At 57.2% G+C, this 16,788-nt stretch carries 18 protein-coding genes; 1 reads left to right on the top strand and 17 read right to left on the bottom strand.

Features of this window, described 5'->3' with window-relative positions; all coding sequences use genetic code 11:
* The first annotated feature begins 142 nt into the window (after positions 1–142).
* Positions 143–1,354 (top strand): hypothetical protein, encoded by a 1,212-nt coding sequence (locus tag J2129_RS03105; protein WP_209629384.1) that lies wholly within the window; start codon positions 143–145, stop codon positions 1,352–1,354.
* Here the strand turns inward: J2129_RS03105 and J2129_RS03100 are convergent.
* The 17 genes from J2129_RS03100 to J2129_RS03020 form a co-directional block, all read right to left on the bottom strand.
* The gene (locus J2129_RS03100; protein WP_209629383.1) at positions 1,288–2,325 is read right to left on the bottom strand and encodes a hypothetical protein; all 1,038 of its coding nucleotides are present in this window, start codon (positions 2,323–2,325) and stop codon (positions 1,288–1,290) included. The genes J2129_RS03105 and J2129_RS03100 overlap by 67 nt on opposite strands.
* A complete protein-coding gene (locus tag J2129_RS03095; RefSeq protein ID WP_209629382.1) occupies positions 2,310–2,801 on the bottom strand; it encodes a chemotaxis protein CheD in 492 nt (163 codons plus the stop codon). Before J2129_RS03095 ends, J2129_RS03100 begins: the two co-directional genes overlap by 16 nt.
* 15 nt (positions 2,802–2,816) lie before the next feature.
* Positions 2,817–3,431: a chemotaxis protein CheC gene (locus J2129_RS03090; protein ID WP_209629381.1), complete on the bottom strand. Its 615-nt coding sequence runs from the start codon at positions 3,429–3,431 to the stop codon at positions 2,817–2,819.
* A gap of 30 nt (positions 3,432–3,461) precedes the next feature.
* Positions 3,462–5,423, bottom strand: a complete 1,962-nt coding sequence (locus J2129_RS03085) for a chemotaxis protein CheA (protein ID WP_209629380.1) — start codon at positions 5,421–5,423, stop codon at positions 3,462–3,464.
* A complete protein-coding gene (locus J2129_RS03080) occupies positions 5,416–6,450 on the bottom strand; it encodes a chemotaxis protein CheB (protein ID WP_209629379.1) in 1,035 nt (344 codons plus the stop codon). The genes J2129_RS03085 and J2129_RS03080 overlap by 8 nt, the downstream gene beginning before the upstream one ends.
* Before the next feature lie 2 nt (positions 6,451–6,452).
* The gene (locus tag J2129_RS03075; RefSeq protein WP_209629378.1) at positions 6,453–6,815 is read right to left on the bottom strand and encodes a response regulator; all 363 of its coding nucleotides are present in this window, start codon (positions 6,813–6,815) and stop codon (positions 6,453–6,455) included.
* A 77-nt stretch (positions 6,816–6,892) separates the two neighbouring features.
* A complete protein-coding gene (locus J2129_RS03070; RefSeq protein ID WP_209629377.1) occupies positions 6,893–7,687 on the bottom strand; it encodes a CheF family chemotaxis protein in 795 nt (264 codons plus the stop codon).
* A complete protein-coding gene (locus J2129_RS03065) occupies positions 7,680–8,885 on the bottom strand; it encodes a hypothetical protein (RefSeq protein WP_209629376.1) in 1,206 nt (401 codons plus the stop codon). Before J2129_RS03065 ends, J2129_RS03070 begins: the two co-directional genes overlap by 8 nt.
* A 1-nt stretch (position 8,886) precedes the next feature.
* Entirely contained in the window at positions 8,887–10,491 is a 1,605-nt protein-coding gene (gene flaJ, locus J2129_RS03060) for an archaellar assembly protein FlaJ (protein WP_209629375.1), read from the bottom strand.
* Between the two features lie 3 nt (positions 10,492–10,494).
* Positions 10,495–12,360, bottom strand: a complete 1,866-nt coding sequence (locus J2129_RS03055; protein WP_209629374.1) for a type II/IV secretion system ATPase subunit — start codon at positions 12,358–12,360, stop codon at positions 10,495–10,497.
* A gap of 1 nt (position 12,361) precedes the next feature.
* Complete coding sequence (locus J2129_RS03050; RefSeq protein WP_209629373.1) at positions 12,362–13,102, bottom strand: ATPase domain-containing protein; 741 nt, start codon at positions 13,100–13,102, stop codon at positions 12,362–12,364.
* A gap of 5 nt (positions 13,103–13,107) precedes the next feature.
* Positions 13,108–13,590, bottom strand: coding sequence for a hypothetical protein (locus J2129_RS03045; RefSeq protein WP_209629372.1), 483 nt, complete (start codon positions 13,588–13,590; stop codon positions 13,108–13,110).
* Position 13,591: 1 nt separating this feature from the next.
* Positions 13,592–14,080, bottom strand: coding sequence for a flagellin (locus J2129_RS03040; protein ID WP_209629371.1), 489 nt, complete (start codon positions 14,078–14,080; stop codon positions 13,592–13,594).
* 12 nt (positions 14,081–14,092) lie between these two features.
* Positions 14,093–14,872, bottom strand: a complete 780-nt coding sequence (locus J2129_RS03035) for a hypothetical protein (RefSeq protein WP_209629370.1) — start codon at positions 14,870–14,872, stop codon at positions 14,093–14,095.
* A 51-nt stretch (positions 14,873–14,923) separates the two neighbouring features.
* Positions 14,924–15,511, bottom strand: a complete 588-nt coding sequence (locus tag J2129_RS03030) for an archaellin/type IV pilin N-terminal domain-containing protein (protein WP_209629369.1) — start codon at positions 15,509–15,511, stop codon at positions 14,924–14,926.
* A gap of 11 nt (positions 15,512–15,522) precedes the next feature.
* Entirely contained in the window at positions 15,523–16,116 is a 594-nt protein-coding gene (locus tag J2129_RS03025; RefSeq protein ID WP_209629368.1) for an archaellin/type IV pilin N-terminal domain-containing protein, read from the bottom strand.
* Positions 16,117–16,127: 11 nt separating this feature from the next.
* Positions 16,128–16,709 (bottom strand): flagellin, encoded by a 582-nt coding sequence (locus tag J2129_RS03020; protein WP_209629367.1) that lies wholly within the window; start codon positions 16,707–16,709, stop codon positions 16,128–16,130.
* Positions 16,710–16,788 lie beyond the last annotated feature (79 nt).

Genomic DNA, 16,788 nt, shown 5'->3' with positions numbered 1-16,788 from the left:
GGCTCATTGAGTCACGAATGTACCTGGAAGAGGCAAGGATTTCCACAGAGCCTAAATTTTACAAAACCCGTGGACCACCGTCCCCAATTCAGAAGATCAATTCCTAAAATATAAAAACTAATATCAATCACTATCACATACTATGCGCGGCGAGACTCTCTCTGAAGCGGTGCACTATGACAAAATCGAGACCCTGAAACAGGACTTCTTTGGATACATCCAGTCCAACCATCATAAAATCGACGAAAAACTTCCAGTCTTCTATGGCCATGTCGTCTCCACACTCGAATCCTCATTTCCCCACCTCGACCCGGGAGACCACGACACCTTCCTTGACGCCATCAGCTTCAAGATCCTTGAGACCTCCCCCAGGGGCTCAGACCCTACCTTTGTCGACCGCGTCGTCGAACATGCCGCACGACTCAAACGAGGAAAAAACCCGCGGGCCGGCGTCGAGATCGCCGCCGGGTTCAGGATGATGAAGGCCGGAGAATTTGCACACGCACTCCCATACCTCAGGAAATACCGTTCCCGGGACCCCCTGATCCACATCGCCCTCGCCTACTGCTACTATGCCCTCTCCCTCTCAGAAGTCGCACAACTCAAGAACATCAAAGCCCCAAGCGAGATGGAACTCCGGGCCAGAGAACAGATGCTCGAACTCGCACGCACCCACCAGACCGTCGCCTCCTCCCTCCCGTACACCGCCGACCCCGCCCTCACCAGGATCTTCTGGCTGATGACCTCAAGTGCCATCGACTGGTTCCCGAGCAACCCCGCCTTCATCAAACTCGGTCTTGAAAAAGCACATACCGATCACAACCACGAGATGAGACGAGAGACCCTCAAGATCGCCCTTACCCGCTTCGGGAACAACATGGGTGTCCTGCGCGAAGCATTCCAGTTTGCCATCGACGAAGGAGATGGAACCGGCGCGGCCGACATCGTCAAACAGATGCTCCAGCAGGCACCGGAAAGCAGCGAACCAGACTACTACGGCATGCTCCTCGCGCTGCGGACCAGGACACGCTCAGGCTACCATACCTTCAGGAAAAAAGCCGGAGAAAAAAAGATGCCGCCCGACGTCCTTGGCTTCCTCGACCTCTCGTTCTCCCTCTTTTCAGGGCATGAAAAAGACGCATACACCCGCATACAGGCCATGAAAGAGACCTACCCCTCGCAGGACCACTACCTCACGCTCATCAACTATCTCTCTCACGACATCCTCTCAGAGGACGAGACCAGGGTAAAAAAAGCAAAAAAAGCCTATCTCAACTCAGTGGAGGCCTATTGCAGACGCAGGTTCCCGTCCCAGCGCGCCGGCCCCACAAAGGAGATCGCTGTACCGGTCTGACTGTGAAGAGGCGAGTACCCTACACACGTCGAAGTGGAGAACCAGCACCGCCCCGCCTGGTCAGGAAAGACCGTCTTGATGGACCGTGCCCAGATCCCATCCGGACGCCCGATCTCCTCGACGACCCTCAGGTTCTTCCAGCAGAAGATCCCGTAATTCGTCGCCACCCAGAGCGCCCCGTCAGGTGCCGCACCAAGGTCCTGGACCCTGATGCCCACTCTCTCGAAGTCCCCGCACCCGAGCACCGGCGCCACCTTCCCGGCCGCATCAAGGTGGACCACCTGACTGCGATTGAAGAGATAGACCCCGCCAAAGGGATCGGTCCTGATCCCCTCGTACCCGCGAAGCGACATGCCGTCCATGGTCACCTGAGAGAACCCCCCCGTAGAGTTCTCCTCGATGGCCCAGAGCCCCTCTTTTGAGAGACAATACAGGTAACGCCCCTCAGGATCGAGAGCCATATCTTCCAGGGCATAACTTGCCGGTGACCCGGGCGCGAACGGTTTGTACCAGGTCCAGTTCCCGCCTTCCACACGGTGAACACCGCTGTTCCGCGTCTCGACCCACATCGCATCGTCCCAGCGCTGCAAGGCGATCACCGCCGGGTTCTTCAACTGATCCTGCGTGGCAAGGGTGTGAAAAGACTGGCCGTCAAAAGACTGCAGGCCCAGGGTTGTCCCGAGCCAGAGCGTATTATCCGGCCCGTACTCCACCGAGAGGATCGTCTCTGAGATGAGACTCTCAGGCACATAGCCCGCAGGTCTATGATAGGTCGTCCAGTTCTCCCCGTCAAAGACAGAGAGTCCCCGCGCGGTCGCCGCCACGACCTCGCCGTCAGGGCCATTGCACCAGTCATAGACATTGGTAGCGGAGAGGCCGCCATACGAAGGCTGAAATACCGTCAGGTTTGCAGACGCGATTGCAGTGCATGCGATGCAGGCAAAGACAATGAAAATTACAGCTCGACGCATGCCCCGTCCGCTCTCCTTACCACGATCTCGCCGCCCGCTCCGGGATCATAGATCACCGATCGTCCGACTTTTCCCCCGACATCCTCGGCGATCAGGGAGATACGCTGCTGGTCCAGCATCATGTGCACCGCCTCGATATTCCGTTCACCGATGTTGAGATTGTTGTCATTAAACCCGAACATATTGGCCCCGCCCACCATCTTTGCCCTGAGCGAACCGTTTCTCGTCCCAAACCTCTCAAGTCCCTCAAGCAGAACCCCAAGCGCAGTGTCTGCATATTTCCCGGGGCGGTCGGCCTGGCCTTTGCTCTCAGGGAGCATCACATGGGCCATGGCTCCGACACCATGCCGCTCGTCATGGAGGATCAGAGCGATACATGAGCCAAGCCCGATGGTGGTCATGGGGTCTTCCCCCACATAGTACTCACCGATTCCTATAAATCGGGCATTGACATCAGCAGGTCGAAACTCGGCCATGATATGCTATCTCCCTTAGATCCCCTGAGAGGTAAGTGCCTCAAGGAGATTGAGCAGGTTCTCAAGCATCTCTGGAGTCAGGAACATCAGGATCGTCCCGTCAATCGCATGCTGGCCAGAGGTCAGTTTGGTCCTGAAGACGACCACATCATTGGTATCAGTAGCGACCTCGGCGATGAGCGCCTCAAGTCCTGCATGTCCCATATCGATGCAGAGGGACGGGGGCGAGGGGAGCATGACGATACCAAGGAGACCTGCCGTCGCATCAAGGAAGGCCGAGACCATGATATTCCCGATCTCGATGATGGCACTCTCATCCATCTCGGTGATCTCGCGCTCGGTATCACCCATGCCGAGCATGGTGTTGGTCATCCTGATCGCGGACTTGAGCGGCATCAACATCACGACAAAGCCCTCGCCCGCGACCTCCCCCTTGATCCTGAAGACTACAAGGGCGACTTTTTCATCACCCACATTCTGGTAAAAATCAGCAATATCGATGATGTCGACCGCCGGTACGTCCATCTCGATATTGCTCATCAACATCTGGGAGAGGGTCGTCGCGGCATGGGCCGCCCCGATGTTTCCGAGTTCTTCGAGTGCATCTGTCTGTATTTCTGTTAGTTTCATGATATTCCTCAAAGATTATGATGCAATTTCTTAGATCATGGTATTTACATCAAGAACCGGGACGACCTCGCCATCACCAGGGATGGTCACGCCGCCCACGCCCGGACAACTCCCGATAAGAGTGCTGAGCGGTTTGACGACGACCTCTTGCTGTCCTTCGACGACATCGGCCACGATACCGCATTTCTTCGAACTGTTCTGGAGGACCACAAGGACCTCGCCGTGGTTGGACCCGCCGAACATATCGTCGAGCAGGTGGATGGGAAGCACCTCGTCGCGCAGGAGGATCACCTGGCTGGTCCCGACACGGTGGACGGCCTCCGTCTTGAGGATGGCAACCTCGACCACGTTGCTGATCGGGATCGCACACCGCCGGCCATTGATCCTGACCATCATCACCTCGACGATGGCCATCGTCGGCGGCAGGACCAGTTCAAAACAGGTGCCCTTCCCTTCGACCGATCTGACATTGATCGAACCCTTCATCGACTCGATCGCGGCCTTCACCACGTCAAGCCCGACCCCGCGGCCGCTGATGTCGGTGATCGTCTCGGCGGTCGAGAACCCGGGGCTGAAGAGAAGGTCGACGACCTGTTCCTCTGAGAGAGAGGCGGCATCTTCTTCAGAATATAATCCTCTTGAGACGGCCTTTGCCCTGACCCTCTCGACGTCGACCCCGGCACCGTCGTCCTCGATCCTGATGACGACATTGTCGCGGTCCCGCTTTGCCGAAAGACGGAGGACCCCCTTCTCAGGTTTTCCGGCGGCCTTCCTGTCTTCAGGGAGTTCAATCCCATGGTCGACGGCGTTCCTGATCAGGTGCAGGAGAGGATCGTTGAGCCCGTCCATGACACTCCTGTCGAGTTCGGTCTCCCCGCCCTCGATGATGAAGTCCACTTCTTTCTCCTCCTGCTGGGCCACGTCACGTACGACCCTCGGGAGGCGATTGAAGATATGGCTCAACGGGATCATCCTGATATGCATCATCAGGTTCTGGAGATCTGCCACCGAGCGCCCGACCATACTGAGGGCCTCATCAAACTCCTTGATCTGGTGTTTCTGGGCGATCTGTTTGAGGCGACCACGGTTGATGACCAGGTCCTCGACCAGGTTCATCATCTGGTCGAGGAGGTGGATATCCACCCTGATGTTCTTGATCTCCCGCGTCTTCCCGCGGTGGTCGGACTTCTGTTTCTTGGTCTCTTTCTTCTCTTTCTTTTTTGGGGGAGCAGGAGGGGCGTCTGCCGGCGCGACCTCCACCCCGGCGATGTCGGTCCCTGAGACGGCCGCCTGGATCGCCTCAGTTCCGACCTCGCTCTCGATGATGGTCTCAAAGGAGTCCTCGAACTGGCCGTCCTCGATCGCCTCGACCGACGGGGTGGTCGAGATGATCGTGCCGATCTCGTCCAGGTTCGAGAGGGCGATCATGGCACGGACGTCCTTCATCGAACTCCCTGACACAATGGATACGGTCACACGGTAGCGTGCGCCGTTCCCGGAGGCTTCACCTGCACTCGGCTCGTCGCCAGGATCTTCTCCGTCTTCAGGATCCCCGGAACCGTCTTCTTCTGTCTCGGGAGCCCCGGCCCCCGGCGGATCGTCCCGGTCCCCGCTTGCCTTACAGTTCTCAAGAGCCGTGACCAGGTCTTCGATATTCTCTCCCTGGTCGGTCCCCCCGCCTTCGATCGAATCGAGCAGGTCTTCGATCTCGTCGGTACACCCGAGCAGGACATCGATGAGTGGTGCCGAGACCACGATCTTGTCGTTCCTGATGAGGTCGAAGACGTCCTCCATTGTGTGGCAAAGTTTCTCCAGGTTCATGAAACCCATCGACGCCGAGGCACCCTTGATGGTGTGCGCCGACCTGAAGATCTCGTCGATAGTCTCCCGGTCATTGCACTCCTCCAGGTTCAGGATCGCCTGGGCGATAGTCTCATTGCTTTCCCTGGACTCCACCACGAAGAGTTCTTTATAGTCCTCCATATCAGCCATGTACTGCCTCCATTTTTTTGACCGTCTTCATGACTTCCTCGGGGATGTGCCGCAGGGAGACCACCTGGTTGACACAGTTCGTCTTGAGTGCTGAACGGGCCATACCATAGACCAGGCAGTCGTGTTCCTTACAGACATAGACCGTCCCGCCGGCGGCCCTGACATCGGCGGCACCGGCACCGCAGTCATTCCCCATACCACTCATCACGACGGCAAGGGTGCGATTTTTGAATATCTTCGCCCCTGACGAGAAGGTCTTGTCAATTGCCGGCCGTACCGCATGGACCGGGGGCGCCGAGGAATGGATGATCTTGCCCCCACGAGTCCCGTTCCTGGTGAGCACCGCCGAAATCAGGGAGTGATACCCGGCCTTTGAGATGACGACTTCACCTTCCATCAGGACCGTCCCGTTCTCAGATTCCCTTACTGGAAGAGGACAGATACGGTTGAACCGCTCGGCAAGAGCGGCCGTGAACCCCGCGGGCATATGCTGGGTCACGACGATTGCCGCCCCCAGATCAGGCGAGAGTCTGGAGAGGACGAGATCGAGCTGCTGGAGTCCCCCGGCCGAAGAGCCGAAGAGGACCACCGTGCTGGCGACCCGGTCCCGGCGCCCTGCGACCTTGACCGCAGGCTTGATCTCGATGAGGTGCTTGATCCTGGTGACCAGTTCCTCCTCGATCCCCCGGACCTTGAAGATCTCGGTGGGTTTGAGCATGAAGTCGTCGGCGCCAAGAGCCAGGGCTTTTTTTGTGTGCTCCGCGTCTTTTGCCGTGAGAGAACTGAGCATCATCACCTTTGGCCGGTGCCGACAGCGTTTCATCCCCTCAAGCACCTGGAGACCGTTGAGTTTCGGCATCTCGATGTCGAGAGTCATCACGTCCGGTTTGAGAATATCGATCTGTTTGAGCGCCTCAGCACCGTCAGACGCAACCCCCACCACCTCAATCTCAGGCGATTTACTGAAGATGTCCCTCAGTATCGTGCGGATAAAGACCGAGTCATCGACAATTAGAATCCTGATCATGATCAGGCCCCAAGGACGTTTTTCACCTCCTCAAGTACTTTCGGGGCCTGGAATGGTTTGACGATGTAGCCTTTTGCACCGCTTTTTACCGCCAATTTCACCATCTGTTCCTGGCCCACCGCGGTGCACATGACCACCCTGGCATGGGGGTCGACTTCCCTGATCCCCTGGAGTGCCTCGATGCCGTTCTTCTTTGGCATGACAACATCCATCGTGACGAGGTCGGGCTTCAATTCCTGGTATTTAGCGATCGCCTCTTCGCCGTTTTCGGCTTCACCGACGATCGTATGCCCTCCAGAGAAGAGGATGTTCTTCAGGAGAGTCCGCATGAAGAGCGTATCATCGACGATTAAGATCCTTCCCATAGTGCTCTAAAGTAACTATTTGAGAGCACGAGAATATATATTTTCCGATTTTTGAAGAGGGGAGAAAATAAAAGAATTTATACTTTTGTTGCATCTGAGATGAACCTCACGCCTTTTGTGGTGAGTTTCACCTCCCTTCGAGTTACGACGACCTCGGCAAGTCCCTGTTTGATCAGGGCGTCGTAGACGCGGTCGACATCACGCTGTGAGAGTGTGAGCATATTCTCGATCGATGCGGTGTCCATCCCACTGTATACAAGCATGGCGACCTGTGCCGACTGGGGGTCGACCTCGTGACTCGCCACATCCATGCCCTTGGTGGACTCTTTCAGGAAATTATAGAGGACCTGGAGCGTCGTGATCGGGCAGAGCACCAGGCTGGTGACCACCTCGTCCTCTTCGATGTGGTCGATCTTGATGACATCGACGTCTTTGCCCTGGACCTCACGCTTGGTCATCTCGATCGAGGCGACATCATCGAGAGGGACACAGATCTGGTGGTTCTTCGAGAAGAACCAGATCCCCGAGACCAGGACGGCGATACCCCCCTTTTCCCAGGCTGCGTTCTTGACGAAGACGCCGCCTCTCACTGCCGGAGACATGAAGAAAGTGCCAAGACGGTATGCACTGCACGAGGCAAGGATCTGCCTCTTAAGAACACTGAGTACCTTCGCGACCGAGGCGATCCTGACAGGGTCCTTCTGTCCTTTCACGACGATATTGAGGACACTGCCCTTTGCCTCCAGGTCGACGATCGATTTGTACAGGACTGCAAGGGACTTGTCCGAGGACTTCATCCCTTCTTTGTCCAGTGCGAGTTTTGCGGTGATCCACTTCCCCTGCTTCTCGATCTTCACAGGCACATTACTCATTCATATTCTCCTCTGTATTCTTTACAGTCTCACTTCCTAATTCCTTCAAGGTATCCTCAAGTTCATTCACCAGGTCATCGGCCTTGAATTTCTGCCCCTTCATGTCACGGACGAGGCTATCATAGTCTTCGGTCTTCTTCTTCTTGACATCCTCTTTAAGGAGGTCCAGCAGACCGCTGGAGTCTCCGCCCCCGTTTGCAAAGGCGAGCATATCAAACCCTTCGTCGCCCTCACCATCCTCTCCTGACCCGGCCTCTCCACCGGTCTCCTGCGGGGGCGCAAGGTCGGCGGCCGGCGCCTCCGCTTCGGGCAGGACGTCCTCTTCTTCCTCAGGCTCAGGCTGGACCCCTTCGACCTCTCCTTCATCGATCTCAAGGGAGTCGAGATCGAGGTCGTCGAGTTCGTCCAGGTCCCCGGACAGATCGGCGTCCAGATCCTCGATCTCACCGAGTTCTTCAAACTCCTCGAGTTCGTCCGAGTGTGCCTCCAGGATCGCGGAGACCGCCGCATCGTCAGGTTCTGGATCGGCCGACGTCTCTGCAGCCGCCCCAGGTACCTCCTCATCAAGGGAGAGGCCCAGGCCATCTGCGCCGGCAATCTCCTCAAGATCATCAAGGTCGTCGCCAAGGTCCAGTCCCTCAAGAGCGTCGTCGAATTCCTCGTCATCAAGGTCAAGGCCGCCTGCACCGCCGCTCCCGGCCGCTGCACCAGAGGCGGCGGCTGCCGCCGCCCCTCCAGCCACGCCCACAGACGCCGCCGCAAGTGCGGTATCGATCTCCTCGAATTTTTCATCTTTATGGAAGAGCGTGGCCTTCAGCCTCTCGGCCCCGCCTCCCACCGCCTCAGTGAAAGACTTCAGAACCGAGACGATCGAGCCGGACTTCCCCTCTGCCTGTGTCTTGAGAAGGGACGCCTTCGTTTCGTCTGCACTCTTACGCTCAGTGGACTTCTCTTTCCTGGCCTTGAACTCCTCGACAGCCTTGTGGACCGCCTTCTTGATCTGACTTGGTCTCAGGTCGGAGAGTCTGGCGGCCCCAAAGATAAAGAGCGTGAGCGAGCCTGCGGCCACGGTCCCGATGATCAGCATCTCGGTCGAGACATCATAGATGATGAAGACTGAACCGATGCTCACCGTCGAGAAGAAGATGAGCAAACGCCTGATAGTCGGGTCAATTGTAGGGAAACTGATCTTTTTCATGTTAAACCGCTCCAAACTGGGGTATCTGGAAGAAGTAACCGATAATCGGCGGTACGACAAGGATAAGCAATCCCGTGATGGTGAAGAGGAGCGCCGAGAGGAAGTAGACCATATAGCGGTCTCCCCCGACAACGATCTTGCCCGCGATGATGTTGGACAGCGTGATCATCAGGAGGATAATCATCACAAAGGGGACCATCTTGTCCTCAGGGAAGTTGATAAACATGTTCATCGAACCCATCATCGACCCGGCGATCGACCCCGACGACGAGGTGAGGGCCGCCTGGCTCTCGCCCAACGACGCCATGACCTCGCCGACGGCCTCCGACATCGTGTGAAGGATCTCGTACAGGGCCAGGAAGATCCCGACCATGGCGATATGCATCGGGACCAGGAGGACGATAAACCCGGTCGCCACCATGTCGCGCTTCCTGCGCAGGAGCACCTGCGAGAGCATGGACGAACCCACGATATTGCCGATGACTCCCGGGGCGCCGCCGAGCGAGACCGAGTCCCTGAAGATGTTCATATACTTCGCGATGAGATTTGTCCCGCAGTCGCCGATGAACCGCTCCCAGGTCATGGCCTCGTCGAGACCGAGGTTCAACTTGGTATAAGCGGCGTTGATATGGGGTTCGAGGGCGAGGAGAGACTTGCGGTCGACCTCCCTGATCGCCTCGACCATGGTGGTGCCTTTCCCCTCCATGATCGACCCCACCCCCCTGATAAATGCCGGGAAGTCCTCGTCCCTGAGCACCACATTGTGGTTGTCGATGTAGCCGATGATCCCGAGAGGGGCAAGCAGGAGCCCGAGCATCAGGTAGACCATTCCTGTGTTCACTCCTGTAAGCAGGAGAAGAAAAACCCCGATCGCAGTGATTGTAAGGATAGGTTTCTGCAACCTGTCGATCATCGACTGTTCTCGCGAACACCAGTGGTTCATCGACCGGTCGATGGTCTTCTCGTCGACCGGGACAGCGCGGTACATCAGGGTGATGCCGAAGCCCGAGGTGAGGAAGACCAGGGCATAGGCCGTGTTGAGGGCCGAGTCGATCCCGCTCGGAGCATAGATCGCGACCGAGATCATCAGGATGATCGCGACCAGCATCGAGGAGAAGAGGAGGGCGATATAGGCGTCGCCCCACTTCTTCAGCATCTCGAAGCCCTGCTCGAAGGTGTTGCGGTAGACGTTGCGGGCGGTGTCCAGTTCTACATCCAGGAACTCGCCGTCAGGCACACCAGACTCGATGGAGTTGGCGTAGCGGTTGAACATGCTCCTGAGCATCTCATTGTTGACCCGGTCGGCCACCATCCTGAGGCCCTCGGCATAGCTGTAGTTCCAGCGCTTGACAAAGAAGACCACTTTCTGGATGTACTTTGTCGAGATGTACTCGTGCCGGTTTGCAGTGTACTCGAAGAGTTCTGGCCGCGAGACGTCTGCCGTCATCGCCGAGGCCATGTAGGTCGTCATGAAGACCAGGTCCCCTTCCATCTTCTTGTTCTCAGCGATCTGGGCGACCTTTTCCTTCGCCGCCCCGACCTCTTCCTCGAAGGGGACTGTCCCGCCGTTCTTCTCGACGAGTTTGTTCTTCACCGACTCGAACATCTCTCAGACCTCGATCTTGAGCAGACCCTGTTTCTTGATCTTCGAGATCGTGTGGAAGAGGTCCCAGAACCTGAGGTAGCCGGCATCATTGAGCCGCTGCAGGATCTTTGCCCGTTTATCGACCTCGAAGTAGATCTCATTCCTCTTGCTCTCAGGGATCCCAAGGAGGGTTGCGATCTTGTTCTCAAGCAGATAACTGCTCCCACGCCCGCAGAAGACATGCTCGTCGGTGACCGGGTCCCAGTGGAACATCTCGACAAAGGAGAAACCCTGGGTCTGGGGGTCGTAGCCGACAAGTTCGTTGACGCTGAGCATCCGTCGCACCGTCCCGCCGCCCGGCCTGCGGACCGCACTCTGGATGATGACGATGTTGAGGTTGTCCACGTGAGTCTTTGGGATGAGGATCGGGTCACCGCAGAGACGCTGGATCAGTTTCTCCACCGAGGCGGCGTGGAAGGTGCTCATGACCGGGTGACCGGTCTGCATGGCCGAGAAGGCGACGCTCCCTTCGACACCACGGATCTCACCCACCAGGATCTGGTTGGGACGCTGACGGAGGGCGGCCTTCAGGAGGTCGAACATGGTGACGTCCGAGCCCTCGCCTTCGCCTTTCCCCTTGCCCTTCGCGACCTCGCGCGTCCAGTTCCGGTGCGGCACGGTCAGTTCAGGGGTATCCTCGATGGTCACGATCTTGTTCTCTGGCGGGAGGAAGGTGGTGATCGCGTTGAGCGTCGTCGTCTTCCCACTCGCCGTCTCCCCGCTCACGAAGAGGGACATCCCGAACTCCAGGCAGATCCAGAGGTACGCCGCGAGCATGAAGTCGCAGGTCTTGGAGTTGATAAGGTGGAGGATGGAGAGCGGTTCCTCGTTCACTTTCCTGATCGTGAAGTTGCTCCCGTGCCGGCTGATGTCGCTGCCGTACACGATGTTGATACGAGACCCGTCCGGGAGGGTGGCGTCCACCACCGGGTTGCGGTAGGTGATCGGTTTCTTGATCCGCTCGGCCATCTTGATGACGAACTGGTCGAGAGGCCCAGAATCAGTAAACCCGATCACCGACTTGAGCCCTTTGAAGGCCTTGTGCTCGATGAAGATCGGGCCGACCCCATCACAGGAGATATCCTCGATATAAGGGTCTGAAAGGAAGGGCTTGAGGATGCCCATCTCGATCTTGTCCCTGATCATCATGTACTCAAGTGCCCGGTGTTCCTGGGGGGTGACCACGATCCGCCCGTCAGGGAGCCTGGTGATCCCTTTGTCCACCTCGCTGGTGTCGAGTTTCTTCTTTGACGAGAAGTCGGTGTTGAGGAACTTGACGACCCTGTCCTTGACCGAAGTTTTCTGGGTGCCGTCGAGGAGGTCGGGATTGATCTCTTCATCAGGCTTTTTGATGTACACGATCTCCTTGATCAGTTTTTTGAGGACCGCGATCCGCTCCTCCTCGGTGATCGGGTCGGTCTCCAGGGCGTCCAGAAGGTCGATGAGCCGCGTCTCCACCGGCGGCAGGAGATAGCCTACACTGTGCAGGAAGGAGGGCTCGATCGGGATATAGTAGTTCCTGACATCGTCGGGGTCCTGGAGGATGTGAATGAAGGTGTCGCCGTCGGCCGGGTAGATGAGGTTGAGAGTCTCGGCTTTTTTAGCGTCATTATTCAGCTCAGAGAAGAAGAGCGGGATCCCGTACTGGTTTACCGGGAAGATGTTGAGGTACTCTAAGAGGTGAGGACTATGCTTCACATATTCCCGTGCATTGGAGGGGAGCATCCGGTACAGGGCCGAAGACTCGAGGTCTGCATAGCATCCGCTCAGGTCCTCGTTTTCTTCAGTCTTGAAGGGAAGTTTCGCTGAGAATGTGAGCCCTGAACTCATATCAGACCTTCGCGTAGGTCATCGGGATGATCTTCATGCCATACCCGGGGTGGACCTCGAAACTGACGATGTTCCCTGTCGTCCTCTGTGCTCCACGCACTTTTACGACCTCAAGCATCATGACGTACTTATCGCCGACAAGCGCCTTCTTCATGAAGAGGTGGGCGTCGCAGATCGAGCGGATCCGCACCAGGGTGTCGGCTTCGAAGGCGTAGGTGTGCAGGGTGATGAGGATCGTCTTGCCATGGTCGACGAGGTTCTTGCAGTTGGTGAAGAACGTGAGGATCATGTCGGTGGAGGCGTACTCGGTGAAGAGGGTGAGCGAGTCGATGACCGCGACCTCTGCCTTGCTCTGGTGGATATGCGTGATGATGGCCTGGAGGATGCCCTGCATGTCCTCTTTCTTCCACTCAAACCCGACGGTGTGCAGCGGAAAGGTCCGCAGATATCCCCAGGCAAAGTAGTCGGAGATGTCCAGGCTCATCGACTCCATCTGGGTGATGAAACTCTTGGTGGTGTTCTCGGTGGTGAAGAGGTCGACATTGAGCCCCTGCTTCATCGCCCCCCAGACGATCTGCTGCGTCAGTACGCTCTTGCCGGTGTCGTTCTCCCCCTCGATGAGGGTGAGCGACTCGAGAGGCAGGCCGTCTGCAATTTTTTTATCAAGTTCTGTGTTCCCTGTGGAGAGGATCTTCTTGTCCGTTCCTCCAAGCAGGTCTCCAAGTGATTCGTTGTCATCCATCTCTCTCACCTCAGGTATCGTGAATCTGAAATTCCGTTCGGGGTGGTCACCTGGACCCATTCTGGGCGCTCGCCGGCGTACCTCACCGAGATATTCATCACCTCGTCAGGGTCGAACTCCTTGGGGTGGACGAGGTCGGGGGTGATGGCGAGCCACGACCAGGTCCCGTCGCTCCCCCCTGGTTCATATGAGTAGTAGACCGGGGGGACGTCCTCGGCCGCGGTAAAGACCACCATCTGATCGTACGTGAGTACTGGTTCGCTCCCGGTGTTGGTAAGGTTGAGGTATAGGATCGAGGTACCCTCATCAAGGGTATAGTCGGTGACCTCGATGCCAGTATGGAGCCTGAGTTCCTCCTGCTGGAGGCGGGCTCCCTGGGCATCGGCCACCGTCTCGGCGGTGATGATCACGCCCCCCATGACCACGTAGGCCACGATGATGATGAGGACGATGGAGATGGCGGATGCGACCACCGATGCCGCGCCCATGTCACACCCCTGCCGTGAACTCTTTTGTCCTGGCCGCACCCCCCGGCAGGACGACCTGGAAATAGACCGAATCCCCTTTTGTGTCAGGGATCAGGAGGTTGTCCATGATGTCGATACGGACCGTCTCTCCTGGAAGCCAGTAGTCGACGTCGCCGTCCAGGATGGTGGCCTCCCACCCGTCGGTCCCCTGCGAGACGCGGTCGAAGTCCCCTGGCGCACCGATGAAGATATCGGAGGTGTTCAGGGCGGCGGCCGAGATCCGGGATGTCCCGGTATTCTTAAGCCAGATTCTGGCGTCATGGCCGCCGGCCGATGCAAAAGTGTTGATGATCTTGACGTCGGTCCTGAGTCGTTCGTCCGCAGCATGGGATGCCGAGCTTGCGGTGTCGGAAACCGTGTAGATAATAGGAAATATGGCGTTGACGAGCACTGCAGCCGCTACGACTGCAGTAATCAGAAAAATTGCGGTGGTTATGGTTTCGCTCGACATCCATCATGCCCTTTAGATCTGTTCAAGCGACTGGACCCAGTCTTCGCTGTTTTTCTTCTCTTTGCACTCTTCTTTGGACTCTTCAGTGCTCTCCGGCTTCTTGCCCATCAGCACCTGGATCATGTCCCTATCAAGGGAGGTGTCGTTGGGATCGAGGATGCGGTTGAGGACATAGAGTTCTGAGACAAACTCTTCTGCCTCGATCTCGTCGGCTTCGCCGAGGGACGGGGGCATGAGCCTGGCGATCTCCTTGACCTGGGCGATTTCCTCGCGTTCAAGGTAGCCCATGGAGGAGTACGAGTCGAGCATGATCTCGAGCCTGTCGAGGCCGTACTTCTTGACGGCCTGCCCGGTCCACTCAAAGAGGCGATGGACTTTCTGGAGCCTGAGTTTGCTCTGTTTGGGCGGGTCTGCGGGGAGAGGTTGGGTCTTGGCAAGGTGTGCCTGGAGGGCCGCAAGCATCTCGCCGTCGGCCTGGAGCCCGGCAAGGTCTGCCCCGAGGTCCGGTGTTTTCTGTTTTTTCGGTTTTTCCTCGACTTCTTCTTCCTCTTCTTCTTCAAGTTCTTCTTCAGCGTCTGCCGACTCTTCAGCAGGTGCCTGGGCAAAGCCGCTTGCAGCAAAGACGAAGGGGTTCTCCATCTCGTTCATCCGCTCCCTGATATCGATGAGGAGCTTTTTGATCGAGGTTTTGACGAGGTCGACCTCGCGCTCAAGGTTGGCGAGTTTGACCTCTGGGTCGTCTGCCGACGCGGCGCCAAGAATCTGATCAACCTGTGCCTGGTTCACCGTCATTCTACGTCACCATTCCCTTTTTGAGAGGCGCACCTCAAAGAAAAAAGGGGGTTAGTAGAGGAGATTGACTGCGTCAATCTGCGGCGGGACAGTCCTCTTCAGACCAAGTGCCGCACCGACCGGGGGCCTGATGTCAACGCTGAACTTCTCGTTGGCGCCAAGTTCCTCATCAGTTGGAAGGGCGAGGCGGACGATGAACTGCTCCCCTGGCTCGACCAGGTAGTCCTTGTCAGCGTCGACTCTCTTGTAGACCGACCAGGTACCCGCTTCGGGGTCAGTGCCTTCAGCAGTACCCTTATACTTGATGACGCCGGCATACTCCGAGGTCACATAGGTCATCGCGGTCTTGTTGATGTCGACCGGGGTGCCACCGGCAGTCAGGGAGAGCGTAAAGTCGATGATGTCGACTTTGTTCTTTGATGCGGCGGTGGTGTTCAGACCATAGACGTCGCCACGGATTTCCATGCTGGCACTGGCCTGCTCCACACTGGTGTGGACGACTTCCTGGCTCTTCTGTGAGGTGAAGAACCCGGCGCCGAGCATGACATAGGAGAACACAGCGGCCACGACGACGAAGGCGATCAGGACGATCGCTGCCTCGAGACCGGTGAAACCTTCTTCATTTCTCATAAACTTCATTCTTTGTCACCTCAGTACAGCAGGTTCACCTTGTCGATCTGCGGCGGGGCGGTCCTCTTCAGACCGAGAGCAGCGCCGTCGGCCGGCTGGATCTCAAGGTTGAAGTTCTCGTTGGCCTCAAGTTCTGCAGGGAAAGTGGCAGTACCGTCGCCACCGATGTCGGCCTGGATGATTGCAAGTTCGCCCTTCTCGACAAGGGTGTCACCGTCGCCGTTGAGGGATTCTTTGAGCATCCACTTGCCCGGAGCAAGATCATCGGTCTTATAGACCTGATCAAGGATCCAGACGCCCTCGTCGGTAGCGTAGGTGAGAACCGTGGAGTTCAGGTCGACAGGCGTGCCGCCGGCGGTCTGGGCCACCGCAAACTCAATGACGTCGATCTTCTGGTTCGTAGTGTTGTCACGGCCGATCACATCGCCGCGGACCTCGAGGCTCGCACTGGCGGTGTCGACACTGGTGTGGACGACTTCCTGGCTCTTCTGTGAGGTGAAGAACCCGGCGCCGAGCATGACATAGGAGAACACAGCGGCCACGACGACGAAGGCGATCAGGACGATCGCTGCCTCGAGACCGGTGAAACCTTCTTCATTTCTCATAAATTTCATTCTCTGTCACCTCAGTACAGCAGGTTCGCCGCGTCGATCTGCGGCGGTGCAGTCCTCTTCAGCCCGAGGGCGGCACCGGCGGCCGGCTTGACCTCAAGGTTGAAGTGCTCGTTGGCCTTAAGGGTCTGCGGGAGTTTGACGTTGATGACGAACTGCTCGCCTCTCTCGACGAGGTTGTCAGTGTCATTGTTCCCGACCTTCTTGATCACAGTCCACTCGCCAACAGCGAGGGTGTCTGCGTCCTTGGTGAGATCCCTGGTGAGAACCTGGACCGTGTCAGCGGTGGCGTAGGTCATGACTGTCTTGTTGATGTCGACCGGGGATCCACCGGCGGTCAGGGCCAGGTTGAACTGGAGACCAACGATCTCACCAGTCTTTGCTTTGTCATAGCCGTAGACGTCGCCACGGACTTCAATGCTCGCGCTTGCCTGCTCCACACTGGTGTGGACGACTTCCTGGCTCTTCTGGGATGTGAAGAACCCGGCGCCGAGCATGACATATGAGAACACTGCGGCCACGACGACGAAGGCGATCAGGACGATCGCTGCCTCGAGACCGGTAAATGCCTCATCATTCTTCGCGAATTTTCTCATAACTTCACCCTAATTGTTTTTTTTGTGAACGCTGGACCCATCCAACATTCCTACCGTGTAACTCTCATTCTAAGTATTT

The organism is Methanofollis sp. W23 (assembly GCF_017875325.1).
Lineage (GTDB): Archaea > Halobacteriota > Methanomicrobia > Methanomicrobiales > Methanofollaceae > Methanofollis.
The sequence above is the reverse complement of the archived record's forward strand: the minus strand, read 5'-3'. Positions and strand labels throughout refer to the sequence as shown.

Excerpts from the sequence above, each read along its gene's own strand:
- J2129_RS03080 (WP_209629379.1), bottom strand. The coding sequence starts at position 6,450 with ATGATCAGGATTCTAATTGTCGATGACTCGGTCTTTATCCGCACGATA.
- J2129_RS03050 (WP_209629373.1), bottom strand. The coding sequence starts at position 13,102 with ATGGATGACAACGAATCACTTGGAGACCTGCTTGGAGGAACGGACAAG.
- J2129_RS03045 (WP_209629372.1), bottom strand. The coding sequence starts at position 13,590 with ATGGGCGCGGCATCGGTGGTCGCATCCGCCATCTCCATCGTCCTCATC.
- J2129_RS03055 (WP_209629374.1), bottom strand. The coding sequence starts at position 12,360 with ATGAGTTCAGGGCTCACATTCTCAGCGAAACTTCCCTTCAAGACTGAA.
- J2129_RS03035 (WP_209629370.1), bottom strand. The coding sequence starts at position 14,872 with ATGACGGTGAACCAGGCACAGGTTGATCAGATTCTTGGCGCCGCGTCG.
- J2129_RS03075 (WP_209629378.1), bottom strand. The coding sequence starts at position 6,815 with ATGGGAAGGATCTTAATCGTCGATGATACGCTCTTCATGCGGACTCTC.
- flaJ (WP_209629375.1), bottom strand. The coding sequence starts at position 10,491 with ATGTTCGAGTCGGTGAAGAACAAACTCGTCGAGAAGAACGGCGGGACA.
- J2129_RS03095 (WP_209629382.1), bottom strand. The coding sequence starts at position 2,801 with ATGGCCGAGTTTCGACCTGCTGATGTCAATGCCCGATTTATAGGAATC.
- J2129_RS03065 (WP_209629376.1), bottom strand. The coding sequence starts at position 8,885 with ATGAAAAAGATCAGTTTCCCTACAATTGACCCGACTATCAGGCGTTTG.
- J2129_RS03070 (WP_209629377.1), bottom strand. The coding sequence starts at position 7,687 with ATGAGTAATGTGCCTGTGAAGATCGAGAAGCAGGGGAAGTGGATCACC.
- J2129_RS03090 (WP_209629381.1), bottom strand. The coding sequence starts at position 3,431 with ATGAAACTAACAGAAATACAGACAGATGCACTCGAAGAACTCGGAAAC.
- J2129_RS03020 (WP_209629367.1), bottom strand. The coding sequence starts at position 16,709 with ATGAGAAAATTCGCGAAGAATGATGAGGCATTTACCGGTCTCGAGGCA.
- J2129_RS03030 (WP_209629369.1), bottom strand. The coding sequence starts at position 15,511 with ATGAAGTTTATGAGAAATGAAGAAGGTTTCACCGGTCTCGAGGCAGCG.
- J2129_RS03040 (WP_209629371.1), bottom strand. The coding sequence starts at position 14,080 with ATGTCGAGCGAAACCATAACCACCGCAATTTTTCTGATTACTGCAGTC.
- J2129_RS03085 (WP_209629380.1), bottom strand. The coding sequence starts at position 5,423 with ATGGCTGATATGGAGGACTATAAAGAACTCTTCGTGGTGGAGTCCAGG.
- J2129_RS03100 (WP_209629383.1), bottom strand. The coding sequence starts at position 2,325 with ATGCGTCGAGCTGTAATTTTCATTGTCTTTGCCTGCATCGCATGCACT.
- J2129_RS03105 (WP_209629384.1), top strand. The coding sequence starts at position 143 with ATGCGCGGCGAGACTCTCTCTGAAGCGGTGCACTATGACAAAATCGAG.
- J2129_RS03025 (WP_209629368.1), bottom strand. The coding sequence starts at position 16,116 with ATGAAATTTATGAGAAATGAAGAAGGTTTCACCGGTCTCGAGGCAGCG.